The sequence below is a fragment of the Streptomyces sp. NPDC021212 genome (assembly GCF_044332925.1).
Classification (GTDB): Bacteria; Actinomycetota; Actinomycetes; order Streptomycetales; family Streptomycetaceae; genus Streptomyces.
The window spans coordinates 36,914-62,211 of record NZ_JBIRPZ010000027.1 but is presented as its reverse complement, the minus strand read 5'-3'; the positions used below and the strand labels follow the sequence as shown (position 1 = coordinate 62,211).

General features: G+C 73.9%; 2 protein-coding genes and 1 pseudogene. All 3 read right to left on the bottom strand.

The window, feature by feature from the left end; genetic code table 11:
- Positions 1-33 precede the first annotated feature (33 nt).
- Positions 34-9,582 (bottom strand): annotated as a pseudogene (locus ACH4SI_RS41215) (type I polyketide synthase); the annotation flags it as partial.
- Positions 9,583-9,618: 36 nt separating this feature from the next.
- Entirely contained in the window at positions 9,619-13,542 is a 3,924-nt protein-coding gene (locus ACH4SI_RS41210) for a type I polyketide synthase (protein ID WP_398305920.1), read from the bottom strand.
- Positions 13,543-13,684: 142 nt separating this feature from the next.
- On the bottom strand, positions 13,685-25,267 hold the full coding sequence (locus ACH4SI_RS41205) for a type I polyketide synthase (RefSeq protein ID WP_398305917.1): 11,583 nt from the start codon (positions 25,265-25,267) through the stop codon (positions 13,685-13,687).
- Positions 25,268-25,298: the final 31 nt, after the last annotated feature.

Here is a 25,298-nt window from a genome sequence, read left to right as displayed (position 1 = left end):
GTCCGGCTGTAGCGCCGTGCGCCATGCCGTGCGTCATTCCGTGGTGGTCTCGGCCGCCAGCCGCAGCAGGCTCTCGCCGTCGAGGTCGTCAAGGTCGTCGAGGTCGTTTTCGGGACCGGTCTGCGCGGGGGCCGCACGAGTGGTGTCGTCACCGCCGCTGTCCGCGAGCCGCAGCACCAGGTCCAGCAGTCCGGCCCTGCGCAGCCTGCTCGGCGGAATGGAAGCCAGGACCCGGCGGATCTCGGCCTCGGGGTCCTCGGCGGGCTCCCGGGTGCCGGGGAACAGCTCGGCCCCTATGTGCCCGGCGAGGGCGGTGGGATTCGGGTAGTCGAAGACCAGCGCGGCCGGCAGGGGCAGTCCGGTCACCGCCTTGAGCCGGTTCCGTAGTTCCACCGCGCTCACCGAATCGAAGCCGAGGTCACGGAAGGCCCGGTCGGCCGGGACGGCGTCCGTCTCGGAGTGGCCGAGGGCCGCGGCCACCTCGGCCCGTACGGCGTCGAGCAGGACTCGGCGCCGTTCCGCGTCGGGCAGTCCGGCGAGGCGGTGCGGCAACGACGGCGTACCGTCCGGGGTTTTGTCCCCGGCGTCACCGGCGTCCCCGACATCCCCTGCCTCCCTCGCGGTGTCGGCGGGCGCCGGTTCGCGGGCTTCCGGCAGGCCGGACAGCAGCGGGCTGGGACGGGACACGGTGAAGCTGGGGGCGAACGCGGCCCAATCCATCGCCGACACCGTCATGGTGGTCCGGTCGTCGTCAAGGATTCGCTGGAGCGCGGCGATGGCCTTGGGTGGCTCCATCGGCAGAACGCCACGCTTCGCCAGCCGTTCCACCAGGCCGGGGTCGGTGGCCATACCCGCCTCGCCCCAGGCGCCCCAGGCGATCGACGTGGCGGTCAGGCCCCGGGCACGGCGGTGTTCGGCCAGCGCGTCGAGGTAGGCGTTGCCCGCCGCGTAGCCGGGCTGTCCGCCGCTGCCCCAGGCCGAGGCGCCCGAGGAGAACAGCACGAACGCGTCCAGCCTGGCGTCCGTGGTCAGTTCGTGCAGGTTGCGGGCGGCGGTCAGCTTGGGCCGCATCAGCGCGTCCAGCCGGTCGGCGGTCAGCGAAGCCGCTTCGCTGTCGCCGTCCGACACCCCGGCGGCGTGGATCACCGCGGACAGCGGAAATTGGGGGAACTCGGCAGAAATGGCCGACAGCACGGCGGAGAGCGCGTCGCGGTCGGCCGCGTCGCAGGCCACGACCGTCACCCGCGCGCCCAGGCTTTCCAGTTCGGCGCGCAGTGCGGTGACGCCCGGCGCGTCCGGGCCACGACGGCCGGCGAGCACGATGTGCCCGGCGCCGCGCTCGACGGCCCACCGGGCGAGATACGGACCCAGACCGCCGGTGCCGCCCGTGATGAGCACGGTCCCGCGGGTACGCCACGGCCGCTCGGGCCGCGCGGAGGCGGGCTCGGCGTGGAACAGCCGACGGCCGAAGGCGCCCGACGCGCGGACCGCGACCTGGTCCTCGCCGTCCAGGCCCGCCAGTACTCCGGCCAAGCGAGCGGCGGCTCGCTGGTCCAGCGTCTCCGGGAGGTCCACCAGGCCGCCCCACAGGCCCGGTTGTTCGAGCGCGACGACCCTGCCGAAGCCCCACAGCGCACCCTGCGCCGGGTGGCTGACCCGGTCGTCCCGCGCGGCCGAGACGGCGCCGCGCGTGACGCACCACAGCGGCGCGCGCAGCCGCGCGTCGCCCAGCGCCTGGACCAGGGCGAGGGTCGCGGACAGTCCGCTCGGGACGGAGGTGAACCCGGAGTGCGGCCGCTCGGCGAGGCCCAGCAGCGAGAGGACTCCGGTGAACTCCGTGGCGGGGTGAGGAGAGCTCTCACCGGCATCGGCCAGTCGGGCCGCCAACTGCTCGCGGTCGGTGTCCTCGGTGGACTCGACATCGATCCGCACCACGTCCGGGCCCAGGGCGTCGAGCACCGCTTCGGCCCATGGGTCGCCCTCGCATTCGGCCGGGACCACCGCCAGCCACCTGCCGGTGAGCGGGGTGGTCGCGGGTTCCCTCAGGCGGGTCCAGTCGGCCCGGTAGCACCAGGCACCCGCGGCCGACCGCCGCCGGTACTGCTCGCGCCACGCGGACAGTGCGGGCAGCACGGCGGAGAGGGATTCCTGACCGCCGTCGGCGTCGACGCCCAATTCCGCGGAGAGCGCGTCGAGGTCGCCGCTCTCCACGAGTGTCCAGAAGGCGGCGTCCTCAACCTCGGTGGCGCCGGTGCCACCGGCGGCCTGCACGCGCTCCGCTGTGGGCTCCGGCCAGTAACGCCGGCGCTGGAACGGGTAAGTGGGCAGGTCGACCGGGCCGCCGCAACCGTCCGGAAGCGCCGTACGCCAGTCGACCGGGAGCCCGCGCACCCAGCCCTCGGCGATCGAGGTCACGAAGCGCCGGGCGCCGCCGTCGTTCCGGCGGATCGAGCCGAGGACCACCGCCCCGTCGGCACCCGCCGTCTCGCAGGTCTCCTCGATCGCGCCGGCCAGCAGCGGATGCGGGTTCGTCTCGACAAAGATCCGGTGGCCGTCGGCCAGCAACGACTGGGTCGCCTGCTCCATGCGCACCATCTGCCGCAGGTTCGCGTACCAGTAGTCGGCGTCCAGCGTGGCCGTGTCCAGCCGCTCACCGGTCACCGTGGAGTAGAACGGCACCCGCGAGGACACCGGGCGCAGCGGCGCCAGGACGGTCAGCAGTTCGTCCCGTACGGCTTCGGCCTGCGGTCCGTGGCCCGCGATGTCGGACCGCACCTTGCGGGTGCGCAGGCCCTGGGCCTCGCACTCCCGCATCAGCTCGTCCAGCGCCGCCGGATCTCCGGAGACCACCACGGACGAGGGCCCGTTCAGCACCGCCAGGGACAGCCTCCCCGGCCAGGATTCCAGCAGTGGGCCCACCCGCCCGGCGGGGGCGGCCACCGACATCAGGCCGCCGTGCCCGGCCAGCTTCAGCATCGTCCTGCTGCGCAGCGCGATGAGCGTGGCGGCGTCATCGAGCGACAGGGCGCCGGCGACATGAGCCGCGGCGACCTCGCCCTGTGAATGCCCTACGACGGCGCCGGGTTCGACGCCGTGGGAGCGCCACATTTCGGCCAGCGCCACCATCATCGCGAACAGCGCGGGCTGTACGACATCGGCCCGTTCGAGCGCTTCGGGATCCCCGGAACCGGTCAGCAGGTCGGTCAGCGACCAGTCGATGTGCGGGGCGAGCGCGTCGGCGCAGGCGGTCACGGTGTTCCGGAAGACGTGGGAGGCCGCGAAGAGTTCCCGGCCCATGCCCCACCATTGCGAGCCCTGGCCCGGGAAGACGAACACCGGGCCGGTCTCGTTCTCCAGCGCGGTTCCGCGCACCAGACCGGAAGCGCTGCCCTGGGCCGCCAGTGTGTCGAGGGAGCGCAAGCGTTCGTCGTGGTTGTTCCCGAGCACGACCGCACGGTGGTCGAAGGCGGAGCGGGTGGTGGCCAGGGACCATCCCACCCCGGCGGGCGAGGATGTCGGGTTTTCCAGAGCGAACGCCCGCAACCGTGCGGCCTGTTCGCCGAGGGCCGTCGCGGACCGCGCCGAGAGCACCCACGGTACGGGGCCATCGGTCTCGGGGGCGGGGTGTTCACGGGTGTCGGGTGCCTCCTCCAGGACGACGTGTGCGTTCGTTCCGCTGATGCCGAACGCCGAGACCCCGGCGCGGCGCGGCCGGTCCGCCCGGGGCCACTGCCGCTGTTCGGTGAGGAGTTCCACGGCGCCGGAGGACCAGTCCACCCGCGAGGACGGGGTGTCGGCGTGCAGGGTGCGGGGGAGCGTGTCGTGTCGCAGGGCCAGCACCGTCTTGATGACGCCCGCGACCCCGGCCGCGGCCTGGGTATGGCCGATGTTGGACTTGAGCGAGCTCAGCCACAGCGGCCGGTCCGCCGGCCGCTGTCGGCCGTAGGTGGCCAGCAGCGCTCCCGCCTCGATCGGGTCGCCCAGCCGGGTGCCGGTGCCGTGTGCCTCCACGGCGTCGATGTCCGCGCCGGACAGGCCGGCGTCGGCGAGCGCCTGGCGGATGACGCGCTGCTGGGAGGGGCCGTTGGGCGCGGTCAAGCCGTTCGACGCGCCGTCCTGGTTGACCGCGCTCCCCCGTACCACCGCGAGGATCCGGTGCCCGTTGCGCCGCGCGTCCGACAGGCGCTCGACCACCACCACGCCGACGCCTTCGGAGTATCCGGTGCCGTCCGCGTCGTCGGAGAACGCCTTGGCCCGGCCGTCGCGGGCGATCGCGCCCAGCCGGGAGATCCGGGCGAAGCTGGCCGAGTCGGTCATCACGGTTGCTCCGCCGACCAGGGCCAGTGAGCACTCGCCCGCGCGCAGCGCCCGCGTCGCCAGGTGCAGGGCGACCAGGGAGGAGGAGCATGCGGTGTCCACGGTGACGGCGGGGCCCTCGAACCCGAAGGTGTAGGACAGCCGGCCGGAGAGCACGCTCGCCGCGAGTCCGGTGGCGGCGTGGGCCGCCATGTCCTCGCGGGATCCGGTCACCACGTGGGCGTAGTCCTGCCCGTTGCTGCCCATGAAGACCCCGGTGCTGCTGCCGCGCAGGGTCCGCGGGTCGAGTCCTGAGCGTTCGACAGCCTCCCAGGACACTTCGAGCAGCAGCCGCTGCTGCGGATCCATGGTCACCGCCTCGCGTGGCGAGATCCCGAAGAACGGGGCGTCGAACTCGGCCGCGTCGTAGAGGAATCCGCCCTCGAAGCGGGCGCCGCTCCACGGCCCGTCGCCGTCGAAGACGCTGAGGTCCCAGCCGCGGTCGGCGGGGAAGTCCGAGACGGCGTCCCGCCCCTCGGCCAGCAGCTCCCACAGCTGCTCGGGGGTGTTCGCACCGCCGGGCAGCCGACAGGCCATGCCCACGATCGCCAGCGGTTCGTCGGCGGCCCCGGCCGGTGCCGCGGGCGGGGCCGGTACGTCCGGGACGGACCGTTCACCGCCCAGTCCGGCCAGCAGATGTTCGGCCAGCAGCCGGGGGGTCGGGTAGTCGAATACGACGCCGGTGGGCAGCGCCAGTCCTGTCTCGGCCGCGAGTTGGTTGCGCAGCTCCACCGCGGTCAGGGAAGTGAATCCGGAGTCCCGGAAGGCTTTGTCCGCGTGCACCACGTGCGTCGCGTTCGCGGACGGGTGCCCGAGCACGGCGGCCGCGCGCTCCCGTACCGTCTCCAGCGCCCGCGCGGCCCGCTCGTCCTCCGGGAGGTCGCGCAGCCGCGGCGCCGGTGCGCTGCCCTCGCGGGGCGCGTGCCGCGCGTACGGCAGCTCTTCCAGCAGTGGGGTCCGGCGCAGGCCGGAGGGCGGGGCCTGCGACGCGAAGTGCAATAGGTCGGCGACCACCAGCGTCGGATGCGGTTCGGTCACCGCCTCGGACAGCGCCGAGACCGCGAGCCGCGGATCCAGCCTTGCGAGCGCGACGCCGCCGGATGCTGCGGAGCCCGATCGGGCGGCCATGCCGGCGCTGTCCCAGCCTCCCCAGGCGATCGAGGTCGCGGGCAGGCCCCGCGCGTGCCGGCGCTGCGCCAGCGCGTCCAGTGAGGCGTTGGCGGCCGCGTAGTTGGCCTGTCCGGGATTGCCCACGACGGACGACACGGAGGAGAACAGGATGAACGCCGACAGGTCCGCGTCACGCGTGAGCTCGTCGAGCAGGAGGGCCGACGCGACCTTGGCGCGGAACACCGCGGCGAACCGGTCCGGGGTCAGCCGGTCGAGTACGCCGTCGTCCAGCACACCTGCCGCGTGCACCACCCCGGTCAGCGGCCGGTCGGCCGGGATGTCCGCCAGTACGGCCTCCAGCCCCGCCCGGTCAGCGGCGTCGCAGGCGGCGATGGTGACGTCCGCGCCCAGCTCGGTCAGCTCCCGGCGCAGGTCCGCCGCGCCCGGGGCGGCGGGGCCGCTCCGGCTGACGAGCAGCAGGCGCGGTCCGCCGCTCCCGGCCGGTCCGTGGGTGGCCGGCCCGCGTCGGGCGAGCGCGCGCGCCACGTGCGCGCCGAGCGCACCGGTCCCGCCGGTGATCAGCACTGTGCCGGACGGCTCCCACTCCGCCGCGGGGCGCGGGGCCGGGGCGGGCACCAGCCTGCGTACGTACGTACCGGACGGCCGTACGGCGACCTGGTCCTCGCCGTCCAGGCCCGCCAGTACCGCGACGAAGGCGGCGGCCGCGTGCTCGTTCAGCTCGGTGGGCAGGTCGATCAGGCCACCCCAGCGGTCCGGGTACTCCAACGCGGCCACGCGTCCCAGCCCCCACACCGCCGCCTGCGCCGGGCCGGCCAGGTGTTCGGCGTCGTTCACGGCCACCGCGCCGCGCGTGACGCACCACAACGGGCAGTGCAGTCCGGCGTCGCCCAGCGCCTGCACCAGCGCGGTCGTGCGGACGAGCCCGGCGGGTACTCCCGTGTCGTCCGCTGATTCGTCCGCTGCCAGCAGGGAGAGCACCCCGGCCACGGGCGGAAGACCATCGGTCGCGGTGGTGAGGCGTTCGGCGAGGGCGGTACGGTCGGCGTCCCCGGCTTCGACGCGGACGGTGTCCGGCCCCAGGGCATCGGCGACGGTGGAGATCCAGTCCTCGTCCGGCCCGCCCGGCGGGGTGACGACCAGCCAGGTGCCCGATGCCTTCCCGGGCCCAAAGCTCCGCCGCCGCCAGGTCTCGCGGTGGCGCCACGAGTCCACCGTGGACCTCTCGCGGTGCCGGGTCCGCCACGAGGACAAGGCGGGCAGTACGGTGCGCAGCACCGCGGCGTCGGCGTCCAGGTTCGTCGCCAGCGACGCGACGTCCTCCCGCTCCACCGCCGCCCAGAACTCCGCCTCGACGCCGCCGCCGTCCCGGGCGGGTGTGTCCGCGACCGGCGCGAACCGCTGGTGCTGGAACGGGTAGGTGGGTACGTCGACCCGGTGCGCGCCGGTGTCCGCGAACAGCTCGGGCCAGTCGACGGCCACCCCCGATACGTGGAGCCGCGCCAGCGCGGTCACGGCCGCGAGTTCTTCGCCGATGTCCTCGCGCAGCAACGGAACGGCGACGGCGTCGGGCGCCAGGGACTCCTGGGCCATGGCCGTGAGGACGCCGTTCGGCCCCAGCTCCAGCCAGGCGCCGGCGCCCTCGGCGGCGATCGCGCGCACGCCGTCGGCGAACCGTACGGTCTCGCGGACGTGGCGCACCCAGTAGTCGGGCGTGCCCAGCTCACCGGCGCTCGCGAGTCTCCCCGTCACATTCGACACGACCGGAATGCGCGGCTCATGGAACGTGAGCCCGCCGACGGCCGCACGGAACTCCTCCAGCATCGGATCCACCAGCGCCGAATGAAACGCGTGGCTGACAGCCAGTCTCCTCGTCCGACGGCCCTCCAACCGGGCGGCGACTTCCTCGACCGCGGTCTCCTCGCCGGACAGCACCACCGACGACGGCCCGTTCACCGCCGCCACGGACACCTCACCGGACAGCAACGGCCGGACCTCGTCCTCAGACGCCTCGACCGCCACCATCGCCCCGCCACCGGGCAGGCCCTGCATCAGTCGGGCCCTGGCCGCCACCAGCGCACAGGCGTCCGGAAGAGACAGCACTCCCGCGACGTGAGCGGCCGCGATCTCACCGATCGAGTGCCCGGCCAGGTAGTCGGCCCTCAGGCCCCATGTCTCCGCGAGGCGGAACAGGGCTACTTCGATCGCGAACAGAGCGGGTTGGGCGAAGCCGGTGCGGTTCAGCTGCTCGGCGTCCTCGCCCCAGATCACTTCGCGGAGGAGACCGGTGGTGCCGGGCGGTGGCAGGTGCTCGGACAGCTCCACGAGTACCGCGTCGAATGCTTCCGCGAAGGCCGGGAAGCGCGCGTGCAGTTCGCGGCCCATGCCGATCCGCTGGCTGCCCTGTCCCGAGAACAGCACCGCGAGTGTCCGTTCGGCCGCGACGCCCCTGGCGAGTTCCGGTGCGCCCTCGGCGGAGCCCAGGAGCACGGCGCGGTGCTCGAAGACCGACCGGCCCTTCGCCAGGGAGAATCCGGTGTCGGCCGGGGAAGCCGGCCCGCCGCGCAGGGACCGCACCCGGAGGAGATGCTCCTCGAGGGCGGCGCCGGTCCTGGCGGAGACCACCCAGGGCACCGCGTCCGGCACGACCCGCACCGGGTCGGTGTGGCTCTCCGGCGCCCCCAGGGCCTCGGGGGTCTCGGGTGTCTCGGGTGTCTCGGGGGCCTGTTCCAGGACGACATGGGCGTTCGTACCGCTGATCCCGAACGACGACACCCCCGCGCACCGGGCCCGGCCGGTCTCCGGCCACGCGATGGTCTCGCGCAGCAGCACGACCCGGCCGGCGGACCAGTCCACCCGCGTGGAGGGCGTTTCGGCATGCAGCGTACGAGGCAGCGTGGCGTGGCGCATCGCCTGCACCATCTTGATGACCCCGGCGACTCCGGCGGCCGCCTGCGTGTGGCCGATGTTCGACTTGAGCGAGCCCAGCCACAGCGGGCGGTCCGGCTCCCGGCCCTGGCCGTAGGTGGCGAGCAGCGCCTGCGCCTCGATGGGGTCCCCGAGCCGGGTCCCGGTGCCGTGCGCCTCGACCACGTCCACGTCGGAGGTGGTCAGCGCGGCGTTCTCCAGTGCCTGCCGGATGACCCGCTCCTGCGCCGTTCCGCTCGGCGCCGTCAGGCCGTTCGAGGCGCCGTCGGAGTTCACCGCGCTGCCGCGTACCACCGCGAGTACGGGATGACCGTGCCGCCGCGCGTCCGACAGCCGTTCGACGACGAGCACCCCGACGCCCTCGGACCAGCCGGTGCCGTCCGCCTGCTCGGAGAACGCCTTGCACCGCCCGTCCGGGGCCAGCCCGCCCTGCCTGCCGAACTCCGGGAAGATCGCCGGGTCCGACAGCACCGTGACCCCGCCGACGACGGCGAGCGAGGACTCCCCGCCGCGCAGCGACCGCACCGCCATGTCCAGCGCGACCAGCGAGGACGAGCACGCGGTGTCCACCGTGACGGCCGGGCCCTCCAGACCCAGGGTGTAGGCGAGGCGGCCGGAGAGAACGCTGGCCGCGGTGCCGGTCATCACGTGGCCCTGCTGGTCGTCGCCGTCCGCGTCCGGCGGCTGCCGGTAACCCCAATGGTAGGTGCCGACGTACACGCCGGAGCGGCTGCCGCGCAGGGTCAGCGGGTCGATCCCGGCCCGTTCCAGCGCCTCCCAGGACACCTCCAGCAACAGCCTCTGCTGCGGGTCCATCGCCGCGGCCTCGCGCGGGGAGATGCCGAAGAAGCCCGGGTCGAACTCGGTCGCCCCGGCCAGGAATCCACCCTCGTGGGTGGGGCTGCCGCCCGGGCCGTCGCCGTGCAGAGCGCTCAGGTCCCAGCCGCGGTCGGTGGGAAACCCTGTGATGGCGTCCCCGTCGGCGCGGACCAGTTCCCACAGCTCCTCGGGGGAGCAGACGCCGCCGGGCAGGCGGCAGCCCATGCCGACGATCGCGATGGGTTCGCCGGCGCGCTGCTCCAGTTCCTCGACCCGCGCTCGCGCCCGCCGCAGGTCGGCGGTGACCCGCCTGAGGTACTCGACGATTTTGCCCTGCTGGTCTTCTGGCACCGGACCGTCCTCACGGCTCAACGAAAGTGTGGCTGCTTACTGGGGGTCGAATTCCTCGTCGATGAGGTCGAGCAATCGGTCCACCGGCAGCGAATCGATGTCCTCGGTGGAAACCCGATCGGGCATCGGATCGGGCGGTTTCGCGTCGGGGCCGGTGTCGTCCGCCTGACCGTCCCCCATGCGGTCCGCCAGGTGGCCCGCGACCGACGCGGGGGTCGGATGGCTGAACACGAAGGTGTCGGGCAGTCTCAGCCCGGTGACCGCGCCGAGGCGCGCGCGCAGTTCGGTCTCGGTCAGCGAGTCGAAGCCCAGTTCCCGGAAGGCCAGGTTCGCGTCCACCTTGCCGGGGTCCGCGTGGCCCAGCACCGCGGCCGCCTCGGCTCGCACCAGGTCGAGCAGGGCGCGGGACCGTCGAGCGGCGGGCATGCCGCGCAGCTTCTCCGGCCGCGGCGCGGCAACTCCCGGTCGCTCGGCGGGCCGGTCGGCGGCGTACTCGGCGACGTACTCGGCGGCGGGTTCGGTCGCCGGGGACGGGTCGTCGAGCTGCGGCACCGGGCGTACGAACAGGGCGTCGACCGACAGCACCGGCTCCCCGCCCGGTTCGACGGCCTCGATCGCCAGCGAACCGTCCCGCTGGGCCGAGAGCCGCACACGCAGTGCGGTGGCACCGGACGCGTGCAGGGAAAAGCCGTGCAGGTACGAGGGGAGGCCGATGTCGGCGCCGGGCGGGATGGCGTGCCTGGCGGCCTCCAGCAGCGCGGGATGCAGGACGAACGCGGCCGTGTCGGCTTCCGGTGGCAGGACCACCTCGGCGAACACGTCCGCGCCGCGCCGCCAGGCCGCGCGCAGCCCCTGGAGCATCGGCCCGTAGGAGAATCCGGCCTCGGCCCACCGCCTCCGGAAACTCCCGGCCTCGACCGGCTCGGCCCCCGGAGGCGGCCATGCGGCCGTGTCGAGCCCGGGGTCCACGCCGCTCTTGGGGGCGAGCACACCGAAGGCGTGCTCGATCCAGGGCGCACCGAAGGCCGGGACGGGCCGCGCGTGCACGGTCACCGGCCGCCGTCCCGATTCCCGGGCGGCCCCGACCCGCAGCTGAAGTTCCACCGCACCGGATTCGGGCAGGACGAGCGGCGAGGTGAGGACAAGCTCTTCGAGATGGGCGCACCCGGCCTCGTCACCGGCCCGGACGGCGAGTTCCGCCAGGGCCGTGCCGGGCAGCACGATCCGGCCGCACACGTTGTGGTCGGCAAGCCACGGTTGCGCGGCCACCGAGACGCGGCCGCCGCACACCAGGCCGGCGTCCTCGGCGAGTTCCACGACCGTGCCCAGCAGCGGGTGTCCCGAGCCGGGCGGGTACGCGCCGCTGCCGCCCGCCGGGACGGTCGGCCAGAAGCGTTCGTGCTGGAAGGCGTAGGTCGGAAGGTCCACCCGGCGTGCGCCCGTGCCCGCGAAGAACGCGCGCCACGCCACCGGCACCCCGGCCACGTACAGCCGGCTCAGTGCGGTCACCAACGCGGTCTCCTCACCCCGGTCCTCGCGCAGGGCGGGCACCGCGGTCACCCGCGTATCGGCCAGGCTGTCCCCCGCCATGGCGGACAGCGTGCCGTCCGGGCCGAGTTCCAACAGGACGGTGGCGCCCGCCTCGCGGAGGGTGGCGAGGCCGTCGCCGAAGCGGACGGTGTCGCGGACGTGGCGCACCCAGTACTCCGGCGAGCACAGCTCCCCGCCCGTCGCGAGCCGCCCGGTCAGGTTCGACACCACGGGGACGCGCGGCTCCTGGAACTCCAGGCGCTCCACTGTGCGCCGGAACTCCGCGAGCATCGGTTCCATCAGCGGCGAGTGGAAGGCGTGCGACACGGAAAGCCGGGTGGTCCTGCGGCCTTCGGCCGCCAGCGTCTCGGCGATCCGCACAACCTCGCGCTCCGCTCCGGCGAGCACCACCCGCGACGGGCCGTTGACCGCCGCGATCGATACGCGGTCGGTCAGCAGCGGCCGCACTTCGTTCTCGGTGGCCCGCACCGCGACCATGGCTCCGCCGTCCGGCAGCGCCTGCATCAGCCCGGCCCGCGCGGCCACCAGGCGGCACGCGTCGGCGAGCGAGAACACCCCGGCCACGTGTGCCGCCGTCACCTCGCCGATCGAATGCCCGGCCAGGAGGTCCGGCGTCACGCCCAGCGACTCCACGAGCCCGTACAGGGCCACCTCGACGGCGAACAGCGCGGGTTGGGCGAACCCGGTCCGGTCGAGCAGGTCCGGGTCCTCGCCCCACAGCACGTCCCGCAGCGGCACGTTCGTCCGCAGCAGGTCCGTATGGCGGTCGAACTCCGCCAGCACCGCGTCCAGCCGCTCGGCGAACACCGGGAAACGGCCGTACAACTCCCGTCCCATGCCGAGTCGCTGGGTGCCCTGCCCCGAGAACACCACCGCCGTCCGGCTCTTCCCGGCGACGCCGCGCGCCGCTTCGGACCGGCTCTCGCCGGCGGCGAGCAGGACCGCCCGGTGATCGAACGCCGAACGGCCGGTGGCCAAGGAGAATCCGACATCGACGGCGGCGTGGGGATCCGTTGCGGACACCGGAGTGGACCGGATCCGGTCCAACTGGGCGTCCAGCGCGGCCTCGGTCCTGGCCGACACCACCCAGGGCACCACGGCCGGAGGGTTCTCCGGGTTCCGCTCGGGCTCGTCGGCCGGTGCGACCGGCGGCGCCTGTTCGAGGATGACGTGCGCGTTGGTTCCGCTGATGCCGAACGAGGACACCCCGGCGCGGCGCGGCCGACCGGTATCCGGCCACGCGGTGTTCTCACGCAGCGGTTCGACCGCCCCCGCCGCCCAGTCCACCTGGGACGTGGGCACGTTCAGGTGCAGGGTGCGCGGGAGGGTCCCGTGCCGCAGCGCCAGCACCGTCTTGATCACGCCCGCCACGCCCGCCGCCGCCTGCGCGTGGCCGAGGTTCGGCTTCAGCGAGCCGAGATACAGCGGGCGGCTCCGGCCCTGGCCGTACGTGGCGAGCAGGGCCCGCGCCTCGACCGGGTCGCCCACTCGGGTGCCGGTGCCGTGCGCCTCCACCGCGTCCACCTCGAAGGTGCCCAGCGCGGCGTCCTCGAGTGCCTGCCGGATCACCTGTTCCTGGGAGGCGCCGTTCGGCGCGGTCAACCCGCGTGAGGCGCCGTCGGAGTTCACCGCGCTGCCGCGCACGACGGCGAGCGCCGGGTGGCCGTGGCGCCGCGCGTCGGACAGCCGCTCCAGCAGCAGTACGCCCACGCCTTCGGCCCACACGGTGCCGTTCGCGTCGTCGGAGAAGGCCCGGCACCGGCCGTCCGGCGCGAGCCCGCCCTGCCGGGAGTAGCCGACGAGACCCCGCGGGGTGGACATGACGGTCGCGCCGCCGGTCAGCGCCAGCGAGCACTCTCCCGCCCGCAGCGCCCGCACCGCGCAGTGCAGCGCCACCAGCGAGGACGACGACGCGGTGTCCACCGTGATCGCCGGGCCCTCCAGGCCGAGGAAGTAGGCGAGCCGGCCGGTCGCCACGCCCGGCGAGGTGCCGGTGACGGCGTGCCCGGCCAGGTCCTCCTCCGCCCGCTGAACGACCAGTGCGTAGTCCTCGCCGCTGGTGCCGATGAACGCACCCGAGCGGCTCCCGCGCAGGGACAGCGGGTCGATTCCCGCCCGCTCGACCGCCTCCCAGGACACCTCGAGCAGCAACCGCTGCTGCGGGTCCATGGCCAGGGCCTCGCGCGGGCTGATCCCGAAGAAGCCGGGGTCGAACTCCGCGGCCCCGCGCAGGAAGCCGCCCCGCTGGGACGCGCTGCGGCCCGGGCCGTCGCCGGCGAGGGCGGCCAGGTCCCAGCCGCGGTCGGCGGGGAGGCCGCCGGTCGCGTCCTGCCCCGACACGACGAGGTTCCACAGGTCTTCGGGAGTATCGATCCCGCCTGGGTATCGGCACGCCATTCCGACGATCACTACGGGATCGCCGGAGGGCTCGGTGCCGGGCCTGACCGTCATGACGCCGTACCGCCTTTGAGAAAGTCGGACGAGTGGAGTTCAGCCCGGAGGCTAAGGCCGCGGGATCTTTACATTCCCTTAGTCCTTGCGGCGGATGGCACTACGCGCCACCGTCGGATTCCAGGGTGGTGAGCCATTCCTCCATCAGCCGTGCGGTCTCCTGGGAGGCGTCGGCGATCAGCGTCCGGTGGTCGGTGTCGATCAGGCGCGTGGTGGAGGCCGGGACCGTGGGCACCGTATCCCCGTGCCCGACCCCGGGCAGCGACTCCGCGCACCGGATGAGCAGGCTCGGCACCGAGGTCGTGTATCGCTCCGCGCCTCCGGTGGTCATCCGTATGAACCAGTACGCCATCGCCGACAGCCGGGCGCTGTTCAGCTTCACCGACGGGGAGTCGATGCCGGCGAGGTAGTCGTTCTGGACCACGTCCCAGTCGACCTGCTCCCCGGCCTCGTACTGGAGGCTGAGGGTGTCGAGCATGATGACGCCCTCGGGGCGAATGCCCCAGACCTCCTCCAGCACGCCCGCGGCCCGGTAGGCGAAGGTGCCGCCGGTGGAGTAGCCGACGAGGACGAACGGCTCGCCGTCACTGGCCAGCAGCGCGCTCTCCGCGATCAGCCGGGCCGCGGTCTCGCTGGTGGCGGGCAGCGGCTCGCCCTCGGCGAAGCCGAGCAGCGGCAGCGCGGAGACGTGTCGGTCGCCGCGGAACCGGGAGGCGATCCGGGCGTACTGGTGGACGCCTCCGTTCGCGCCGGGGGCGCTGATACAGATCAGCCGGGGCTTGCCCGGGCCCGTGGCCAGGGTCACCGGCTGCGGCAGCTCTTCGACCTCGGCGGACACCTCGCAGGACGGCCGGGTGGCGGCGACGGCCATCAGCAGCCGCATCGCCTCCAGCTGCCTGCCGGAGTTCACGGTGTCGAAGAACATGCCGACCAGCGAGTCCTGGGCGTTCTCCCGGACGGTGGTGAGCGCTCCGGGTTCGGCGGCCGCGCTCATGCCGCCCTGGTGCGCGAGCCGGTCGCGCAGCCACTGGGCGAGCCCGGCGGGCGTCCGGGTCTCGAACACCACCGAGGTCGGCACCCGCGTGCCGAGCGCCTCACCGAGCTGGTTGCGCAATTCGAGCGCGGTCAGCGAGTCGAAGCCCATGGTGAGGAACGCGTCCTGCGGATCGATCGCGTCCGCGTCGCGCCGGCCGAGCAGTACGGCCGAGGTGCCGACCACCAGGTCCACCAGCAGTTTCTGCTGCTCGTCCGGGTCGAGGCCGCGGAGCCGGTCCCGTACGGTGGCCAGCGACCTCGCCGTCCCGGCCGCCGTGGGCCGGGAGCTGGGGATGAGGTCGCGCAGCAGCGGGTGCACCTGCTGGAGCGCCCGCGACCGGTCCACCCGGAGCGGGACCAGCTGGGCCTCGTCGCACGTGATGGCCGCGTCGAAGAGGGTCAGGCCCAGCTCCGGGGTCAGCGGCGGCGTGCCGGACCGGCTCATACGCTGGATGTCGGTCTCGGTGAGGTGGCCGGTCATTCCCGTGCGGCGGCCCCAGAAGCCCCACGCCAGCGAGGTGGCGGGCAGCCCCTGGCCGCGCCGGTACGCCGCGAGGGCGTCGAGGTAGGCGTTGCCCGCGGCGTAGCTCGCCTGGGCCTGACTGCCCATCACCCCGGACACCGAGGAGTACAGGACGAAGGCGGCCAGGTCGAGTTCGCGGGTGGCCTCGTGCAGGTGCCAGGCCGCGTCCACCTTGGGCCGCAGCACCGCGTCCACACGCTCGGGGGTCAGCGAGCCGACGACGCCGTCGTCGAGCACGCCCGCCGTGTGCACCACCGCGGTCAGCGGATGCTCGCCGGGAATCGCGGCCACCAGGGCCCGTACGGCGTCCGGGTCGGCGACATCGCAGGCAACCACCAAGACCTCGGCGCCGTACGCGGACAGTTCCGCCCGCAGGTCCTGCGCGCCGGGCGCGTCCGGCCCGCGGCGCGCGGCCAGCACCAGGTGCCGCATCCCGCGCTCGGCGACCAGATGGCGGGCGAGTTCCCCACCCAGACCGCCGGTACCGCCGGTGATCAGGACGGTGCCTTCGGGATCCCACGCGGGCGGCAGAGTCAGGACGAGCTTGCCGACGTGCCGCGCCAGACTCATGTGGCGGAACGCCTCCGGCGCCCGCCGCACGTCCCAGGCACGCACGGGCAGCGGCTCCAGCGCCCCCACCCCGAACAGCTCCATCAGCGCAGTGAGCATCCGCTGGATGCCGTCGGGGGCGACCCAGCCCAGGTCGAAAGCGTGATAACGCACACCCCCCGGCACACTGTCCGGGTCCCGAACGTCGGTCTTGCCCATCTCCAGGAACCGGCCACCGGGACCCAGCAACCGCAGCGACGCATCCACGAACTCACCGGACAGCGCGTTGAGTACGACGTCGATCCCGCCGTCACCCGCGACGGCGGCGAAGGCCGCCTCGAAGCCGGTGCTGCGGGAGGAGGCGATATGGTCCTCGGCGACACCAAGTCCACGCAGGATGTCCCATTTGCCCTCACTCGCGGTGGCGAACACCTCCGCGCCGAGATGGCGCGCCAACTGGATCGCCGCCATGCCGACACCGCCCGCGCCCGCATGCACGAGCACCCTCTCACCCGGCCGTACCGCGGCGAGGTCCACCAGCGCGTGGTACGCCGTGAGGAACACCAGCGGCACCGACCCGGCCGTCTCCCACGACCAGCCCTCCGGCACGGCCGTCAGCTGCCGCTCGTCCACCACGACGGCCGGGCCGAACCCACCGGAGACCATGCCCAGCACCCGGTCGCCGGGCCGCAGGCCGCTCACCTCCGGCCCGACCGCCACGACCACGCCCGCCGCCTCGGAACCGAACAACCCGGCCTCACCCGGGTACATACCCAGAGCATTCAGCACATCGCGGAAGTTGATCCCGGCCGCCCGCACGGCCACCCGCACCTGGCGCCCGGTCAGCGGCTCGAGAACCTCGGGACACTCCGTCAGGGCCAGCGCGTCGAGGCTGCCCTTCGCCCGGCTGTCCAGTCGCCACGGCCGGTTCACCGGCGGCACCAGCCCCCCACCCGACACCACACGCGCCAACCGACCGACCCGCGCGGTCCGTTCCCGCAGCACCCACTGCTCCTCGTCGGTGGCCAGCAGACCGGACAGCGCCCCGGCCGATATGTGCGCGTCGTCGAGGTCCACCAACAGGAACCGCCCCGGGTTCTCCGACTGCGCGGACCGCACCAGGCCCCACACCGCCGCCGCGGCCGGGTCGGTCACGTCCTCGCCGTCCGCCGCGATCGCACCCCGGGTCACGAACACCAGGCGGGAGCGGGTGAAGCGTTCCTCGGCCAGCCACTCCTGGATCAGGCCCAGCACACGGTGAGTGGCTTCGTGTACGGCCTCGGGGCCGGGTCCTCCCGCGACCGAGACCACGAAGCCGTTCGGCACGGGTCCGTTGTCGCCGCCCTCGCCGATCGCCCCGGCCAGGGTCGCGGTGTAGGCCGCGATGGTCTCGCCGCCCAGGGCCATCGCGTTGCCCAGGTCGTGCTGGTCGTCTCCGATGACGGCCCACCGTGCCCCGGCGAGGGGTGCGGGCTCGGTCGGGGCGGGAACCCATTCGACCCGGTAGAGCGAGTCGAGCGGGTCCCGCCCGGCGAGCGTATCCGGCTGGGCGGACGGTGGCCGAAGTGTCAGCGAGTCCACCGAGATCACCGGTGTGCCCTCGACGTCGGTCGCGGCCAGGGTGACGGTGCCCGGGCCGGTGCGCACCAGCCGAACGCGCAGGACGGACGCGCCGGAAGCGTGCTGTACGGCGCCGTTCCACGAGAAGGGCAGGGCATACTCGGGTTCCTCCCCGGCGAACGCGGCGGCGTGCAGCACCGCGTCGAGCAGCGCCGGGTGAATCCCGAAGCCGTCCGCGTCCGGTGCCTCGTCCGGCAGGACGACTTCGGCGAACGCCTCCTCGCCACGGCGCCAGACGGCCCGCAGGCCGCGGAAGGCCGGTCCGTACTCCAGGCCCGCCCGGGCGTAGCGCTCGTAGAGCCCGTCGAGGTCGACCGGGGTCGACTCGGGCGGCGGCCACCGCGTGGCGTCGAACTCGGCCACCCGCTCGCCCGGGGCGAGCCGTCCGACGGCATGCAGCGTCCAGTCCGCCTCGGGCGCCTCCGCGGGGCGCGCGAAGAACCGTATCTCCCGGCGGCCCTCGTCGTCGGGTTCGCCCACCCGCACCTGGACCTGGGTCCCGCCGTCCTCGGCCAGCGCGAGCGGTACGACCATGGTGAGTTCCTCGACCCGGTCGCAGCCCGCCTGGTCGCCAGCCCGGACGGCCAGTTCCAGGAACCCGGTGCCGGGGAAAAGGATCACACCGCCGACCCTGTGGTCGGCGAGCCAGGGCTGCGCCGCCGGGGACAGCACGCCGGTCAGCGCCAGTTCGTCCGCACCGGCCACGACCATCACCGCGCCGAGCAGCGGGTGCCCGGTCGGGGCGAGGCCCACGCCGGACAGGTCCGTCGGGACGGTCGAGCCCGACGGCCAGAACCGCTCGCGCTGGAAGGCGTACGTCGGCAGGTCCACCCGGCGGGCGCCGGTGCCCGCGAAGAACGCCTGCCAGTCCACGGGCACACCGGTCACGTGAAGCCGCGCGAGCGCGGTGACGGCCGCTGTCTCCTCCGGACGGTCCGCGCGCAGCATCGGCACGGCCACGGCCTCGTCCGGTGAGGACTCCTGGACCATGGCCGACAGTACGCCGTCCGGGCCCAGTTCGAGGAACGTTCGCACGTCCGCGTCGGCCAGTGTGCGGACGCCGTCGGCGAACCGTACGGTCTCGCGGACGTGGCGCACCCAGTAGTCGGGCGAGCGCAGCTCGTCGGCCGTGGCGAGCCGCCCGGTCAGGTTCGAGACGACCGGGATGCGCGGCTCGTGGAAGGTGAGCCCGCCGATTGCCGCACGGAAATCGTCCAGCATCGGGTCCATCAGCGGCGAGTGGAACGCGTGGCTGACCGCCAGCCCGGTCGTCCGGCGGTCCTCGAACCCTGCCACGATCTCCGCGACCGCTGTCTCCTCTCCGGACAGCACCACCGACGACGGCCCGTTCACCGCCGCGACCGACACCCGGTCGGACAGCAGCGGCCGCACCTCGTCCTCGGTCGCCTCGACCGCCACCATCGCCCCGCCACCGGGCAGGCCCTGCATCAGCCGGGCCCTCGCCGACACCAGTGCGCAGGCGTCGGCGAGGGACAGCACTCCCGCGACGTGAGCGGCGGTGATCTCACCGACCGAGTGGCCGGCCACGAACTTCGGCGCGATGCCGAGGGATTCGGCCAGCCGGAACAGCGCCACCTCGACGGCGAACAGGGCGGGCTGAGCGGCCCCGGTCCGGTTCAGCGCCTCGGCGTCCTCGCCCCACATCACCTCGCGCAGCGCGGGATCGAGCCCTGCCAGCACCGTGTCCAGGGCCTCGGCGAATGCCGGGAACCGGGCGTACAACTCCCGTCCCATGCCGAGCCGCTGCGCACCCTGACCGGAGAACAGCACCGCCGGCGCGCCCTGGCCGGCCACGCCCCGGGCGGCCTCGGCCACTCCGCCCTCGGAGGCCAGCAGCACCGCCCGGTGGTCGAACGCCGACCGTTCCGTGGCGAGCGAGAGCCCGATGTCCAGCGGAGCGCGTTCCGCGGTCCCGGCCGCGAGGGACCGCACCCGGTCCACCTGGGCTTCGAGGGCCGTCTCGCTCTTGGCCGACACCACCCACGGCACGACGCCGGGCGTGACGGTGGGCGGTTCGGCATCCTCCACCGGCTCCTGTGGGGCCTGTTCGAGGATCACGTGGGCGTTGGTGCCGCTGATGCCGAACGAGGACACCCCGGCGCGGCGGGGGCGCCCCGCCTCCGGCCATGCGGCATTCTCGGTCAGCAGCTCAACGGCTCCCGCCGACCAGTCCACGTGGGACGACGGCTCGTCCACGTGCAGCGTCCGTGGCAGCACGCCGTGGCGTATCGCCATGACCGTTTTGATCAGGCCGGCCGCGCCGGCGGCGGCCTGGGTGTGGCCGATGTTGGACTTCACCGTGCCCAGCAGCAGCGGGCGCGTCCGGTCCTGGCCGTAGGTCGCCAGCAGGGCCTGCGCCTCGATCGGGTCGCCGAGGGTGGTGCCGGTGCCGTGCGCCTCCACCGCGTCCACGTCCGCCGGGGTCAGGCCGGCGCTCGCCAGGGCCTGCCGGATCACGCGCTGCTGGGAGGGGCCGTTGGGCGCCGTCAGTCCGTTGGACGCGCCGTCCTGGTTGAGCGCGCTGCCCCGCACGACCGCGAGGACGGGGTGGCCGTTGCGCCGCGCGTCGGACAGCCGCTCCACGACGAGCACGCCGACCCCCTCGGACCAGCCGGTCCCGTCGGCGGAGTCCCCGAACGCCTTGCACCGCCCGTCCGGGGCGAGCCCGCCATGGTGCTTGAACCCCGCGAAGCTGGCCGAGGTGGTCATGACCGTCACGCCACCGGCCAGCGCCAGCGAGCACTCACCGCCCCGCAGAGCCTGGGCGGCCATGTGCAGCGACACCAGCGACGACGAGCAGGCCGTGTCGACGGTGACCGCCGGTCCTTCCAGGCCGAAGACGTAGGACACCCGACCCGACATCACGCTGGGGCCGAGCATGACGCCCCGGCCCTCCATGTCCCGGGCGCGGGCGATCACATGCATGTAGTCCACGCCGTTGCTGCCGACGAAAACGCCGGTCCTGCTGCCCCGCAGCCCGACGGGGTCGATGCCGGACCGCTCGATCGCCTCCCACGCGGTCTCCAGCAGCAGCCGCTGCTGCGGGTCCATGCCCAGTGCCTCACGCGGCGAGATGCCGAAGAAGTCCGGGTCGAAGTCGGCGGCGTCGTAGAGGAATCCGCCCTCGCCCCGCAGGTCCCAGCCGCGGTCGGTGGGGAAGTCCGAGATGGCGTCGCGGCCGGAGGAGACCAGGTCCCACAGCTGATCGGGCGAGTCGACGCCGCCGGGGAAGCGGCAGGCCATACCGACGATCACGACCGGGTCGTCGGCGCCGTCGGGGACACCGGCGGGTGCCACGACGAGCGCCGCTTCGTCACCCTCGGTCCCGTGGCCCATCAGTTCGGCCGCGAGGTGCTCGGCCAGTGCCTGGGGCCTCGGGTAGTCGAAGAGCAGGCTCGCGGGCAGCGCGAGGCCGGTGGCGCGGGCCAGCTGGTTGCGCAGCTCCATCGAGGTCAGCGAGTCGAACCCGTGGTCCTGGAAGACCCGCTCCACGCTGATGGCGTCCGGGCCGGCGTGCCCGAGGACCCCGGCAGCGTGCGTCCGGATCAGGTCAAGCAGCTGCGCCGTACGCTCGGACTCCGGCACCGCGTACAGCCGCCGCCGCAGGGCGGAGGCCGCCGACTCGCTGTCGCGCCGGACGTCGCGGGCCGACCGCTGCGCCGCGCGGGCGGCGGGCAGCGCACTCAGCGACGCGCTGGGCCGCAGGCTGAACAGCGCCTCCAGGACGTCCTGCTGCCCCAGGTCGGCGACGACCGTGACCGGGTCGGGCGCGGCGACCAGTTCGGCCAGCACGCCGAGGGCCAGCCCGGGTTCCAGCACCGTGGTACCGGTCTCGTGCAGCACGTCCTCGATGCCGGCGGCCATCCCGCCGCCCTGCCAGGCGCCCCAGGCGACGGAGGTCGCGGGCAGGCCCTGCGCCCGGCGCTGCTGGGCCAGCGCGTCGAGCACCGTGTTGGCCGCGGCGTAGTTCGCCTGGCCAGGGTTGCCGACGGCACCGGCCACCGAGGAGAACAGGGCGAATACCGACAGGTCCCGGTCGCGGGTGAGCTCGTCGAGCAGCATCGCCGGGGAGACCTTCGCCCGGAACACCGCGCCGAACCGCTGCGGGGTCAGCCCGTCGAGCACGGCGTCGTCCAGCACGCCGGCGGCGTGCACGACCCCGGTCAGCGGGAATTCCTCGGGGATGTCCGCCAGAGCGGCCTCCAGCTCGGCGCGGTTCGCGGTGTCGCAGGCGGCGATGGTGACGCGCGCGCCGAGCGCGGTCAGTTCCGCCTCCAGGTCCGCCGCGCCCGGCGACTGGGGGCCGCGGCGGCTGAGCAGCAGCAGGTGTTCCGCGCCGTGCTCGGCCAGCCAGCGGGCCAGGTGCGCACCGAGCGCGCCGGTGCCGCCGGTGATGAGCACCGTGCCGGCGGGCTGCCAGGCCGGCGCCGGGTCGCGGGAGGGAGCGGGCAGCAGCCGCCTGCCGAACACGCCGGAGGCGCGGATGGCGACCTGGTCCTCGTCGCCGGGCCCGCCGAGGATGCCGATGAGCCGCCGGAGCGTACGGTCGTCCGGCTCCGGCGGCAGGTCGATCACGCCACCCCAGCGGTCCGGGTACTCCAGGGCGGCGACCCGGCCGAGTCCCCAGAGGGCGGCCTGCCGCGGGCTGGTGACGGGGTCGTTCTCGTCCACCGACACGGCGCCGCGGGTCAGCGCCCAGACCCGGCTGTGGATCCCGGCGTCGTCGAGGGCCTGCACGAGTACGGCGGTGTCGACCAGACCCACCGGCACGCTCGACCAGCGGCGTGCCTCGTTCGCCGCAAGCAGCGAGACCACTCCGGCGAACCTTGTGCCGCCCGCCGCCAACTCGCCAAGCTGCTGGGCGAGTTCGGAACGGTCGGGCCGCTTCTCCAGCGTCACCGGGACCACGTCCGGGCCGAGCCCGTCCAGCACCGACCGCACCCACGGGGTGTCGGTTTCCGACCCGTCGGGGGGCAGCGCCACCAGCCATACGCCCGGCAGGGCGGCCGCGGACGCGCCGCGCAGCGGCTGCCAGCTCTCCCGGAACCGCAGCGAGTCGGCGAGCGAACGGGCCCGTCGCTTGGCGCGCCAGGCCGACAGCGCGGGCACCACGCCGCCCAGCGCGTCGGTGTCGATGTCCAGGCGGGCCGCCAGGGACGGCAGGTCCTCGCGCTCCACCGCGGCCCAGAACTCGGCATCCGCCCCGTCCACCGAGCCGGAGAGCGGGACGGACCCGGCCGCTTCCGGCCAGTACCGCTCGCGCTGGAAGGCGTACGTCGGAAGGTCGGTCCGGTGGGCGCCGGTGCCCGCGAAGAACGCCCGCCAGTCCACACCGGCCCCGGCCACGTGCAGCCTGGCCAGGCCGGTGACGGCCGCTGATTCCTCGTCGCGGTCCTTGCGCAGCAGGGGAACGACGGCGATGCGCTCCGGCACGGACTCGCGCATCAGCGGCGCGAGCACCCCGTCCGGGCCAAGCTCGAGCAGCACACCGGCACCGGCGGCGGCCAGCGCCCGTACGCCGTCGGCGAACCGTACGGTCTCGCGGACGTGCCGCACCCAGTAGTCGGGCGAGCGCAGCTCGTCGGGCGTGGCGAGCGCGCCGGTCAGGTTGGAGACGATGTCGATCTCGGGCTTGTCGAAGGTCAGTCGCTCGACGACGGAGCGGAACTCTTCCAGCATCGGGTCCATCAGCGGCGAGTGGAAGGCGTGGCTGACCGACAGCCTGCTCGTGCGGCGCCCCTCCAGGTGGGCGATCGCCTCGGAGACGGCGTCCTCCTCGCCGGACAGCACCAGCGACGAGGGACCGTTGACGGCCGCGATCGACACCTGGTCGGTGAGCAGCGGCCGGACCTCGTCCTCGGTGGCCTCGATGGCCACCATGGAGCCGCCGGCGGGGAGCTTCTGCATCAGACGGGCGCGTGCCGCGACCAGGCGGCAGGCGTCGGGGAGGGACAGTACGCCCGCGACGTGTGCGGCCGCCACCTCGCCGATCGAGTGCCCGGCCACGAACCGCGGGCGCACGCCCAGCGATTCGACCAGGCGGAACAGCGCCACGTCGATCGCGAACAGGGCGGGCTGAGCGTGGCCGGTGTCGTTCAGCGCGTCGGCGTCCTCGCCCCAGATCACATCACGCAACCGTTCCGGCCCCGACCCGGCGAGGCTTTCCGACGCCGTGGACGGGGGCGGGGAGAACTCCGCGAGCACGGCGTCCAACGCTTCCGCGAAGGCCGGGAAGCGGTCGTAGAGGCCGCGTCCCATGCCGAGGCGCTGTGCGCCCTGCCCGGAGAAGACGACGGCCACCGGCGCGTCCCCGGCCTCTCCCCGGGCGACTTCGAGGAGCCCCTCGTCGGAGGCCAGGAGCACGGCGCGGTGCTCGAACGCCGACCGGGCGGTGGCGAGGGAGAAACCGACGTCGAGCGGCGAGCACTTGGGGTTCTGTGCCGCGAACTGCTTCAGGCTCTCCACCTGCGCGGCCAGCGCGGCCTCGGTCCTGCCCGCGACGGGCCAGGGCACCGCGCCGGGCACCGGGGAGAGGCTCTCGGCGGCATCCGGTTCGTCCGGCGTGTGCTGTTCGAGGATGACATGGGCGTTGGTGCCGCTGATCCCGAACGAGGACACGCCCGCCCGTCGCGGGCGGTCGGTCCGGGGCCAGTCGGTGTTGGCGGTGAGCAGTTCGGCCGCGCCCTCGGTCCAGTCCACATGGGACGAGGGGGTGTCGACGTGCAGCGTGCGCGGCAGCACTCCGTGCCGCATGGCCATGACCGTCTTGATGAGTCCGGCGGCGCCCGCCGCGGCCTGCGTGTGTCCGAGGTTCGACTTCACCGAGCCCAGGTACAGCGGCTGCTCCCGGTCCTGCCCGTACGTCGCGAGCAGGGCCTGGGCCTCGATCGGGTCGCCGAGGGTGGTGCCGGTGCCGTGCGCCTCCACCGCGTCCACGTCCGCCGGGGAGAGCCCGGCACTGGCGAGGGCCTGGCGGATCACCCGCTGTTGGGAGGGGCCGTTGGGCGCGGTGAGACCGTTGGACGCGCCGTCCTGGTTGACGGCGGATCCCCGTATCACGGCGAGGATCTCGTGCCCGTTGCGTATCGCGTCGGACAGCCGTTCCACCATGAGCACGCCGACGCCCTCGGACCAGCCGGTGCCGTCCGCGGCTTCGGCGAAGGGCTTGCAGCGGCCGTCGGGCGCCAGTCCGCCCTGCAGGCTGAACCCGGCGAAGCTGGCGGGGGTCGCCATCACGGTGACTCCGCCCGCGAGCGCCAGGGAACACTCCCCGCTGCGCAGCGCGTGCGCGGCCAGGTGCAGCGACACCAGCGACGACGAGCACGCCGTGTCCACGGTGACGGCGGGGCCCACGAGGCCGAACACGTAGGAAAGCCGCCCGGAGATCACGCTTGCCGCGAGCCCGGTCCCGCCGTGGCCGTCCATGTCCTCCCGTGCCTCGGCCACCAGCCGGATGTAGTCCTGGCCGTTGGTGCCGACGAACACGCCGGTCTGGCTGCCGCGCAGCGAGAGCGGGTCGATCCCGGTGCGTTCGATCGCTTCCCAGGACACTTCGAGCAGCAGCCGCTGCTGCGGGTCCATGGCGAGGGCTTCGCGCGGGCTGATGCCGAAGAAGCCGGGGTCGAAGTCGGCCGCGTCGTAGAGGAATCCGCCTTCGCCGGCGGCGCTGCGGCCGCGGCCGTCCCCGCCGAGTACTTCGGCATCCCAGCCGCGATCGGTCGGGAAGCCGGAGATCGCGTCATCGCCCGAGGCCACCAGGTCCCACAGCTGCTCCGGCGAGCGCACCCCGCCGGGGAACCGGCATGCCATGCCGACGATCGCCACCGGCTCGTGCCTGCCGGACTCGGCCTTCTCAAGCCGCCGCCGCGTCTGGTGCAGATCCGCGGTGACCCGCTTCAGGTATTCGACGAGCTTCTCTTCGTCCGCCATGGTCAAGGCGCCTTTCTGCTTCCGCTTGAGAGATCGA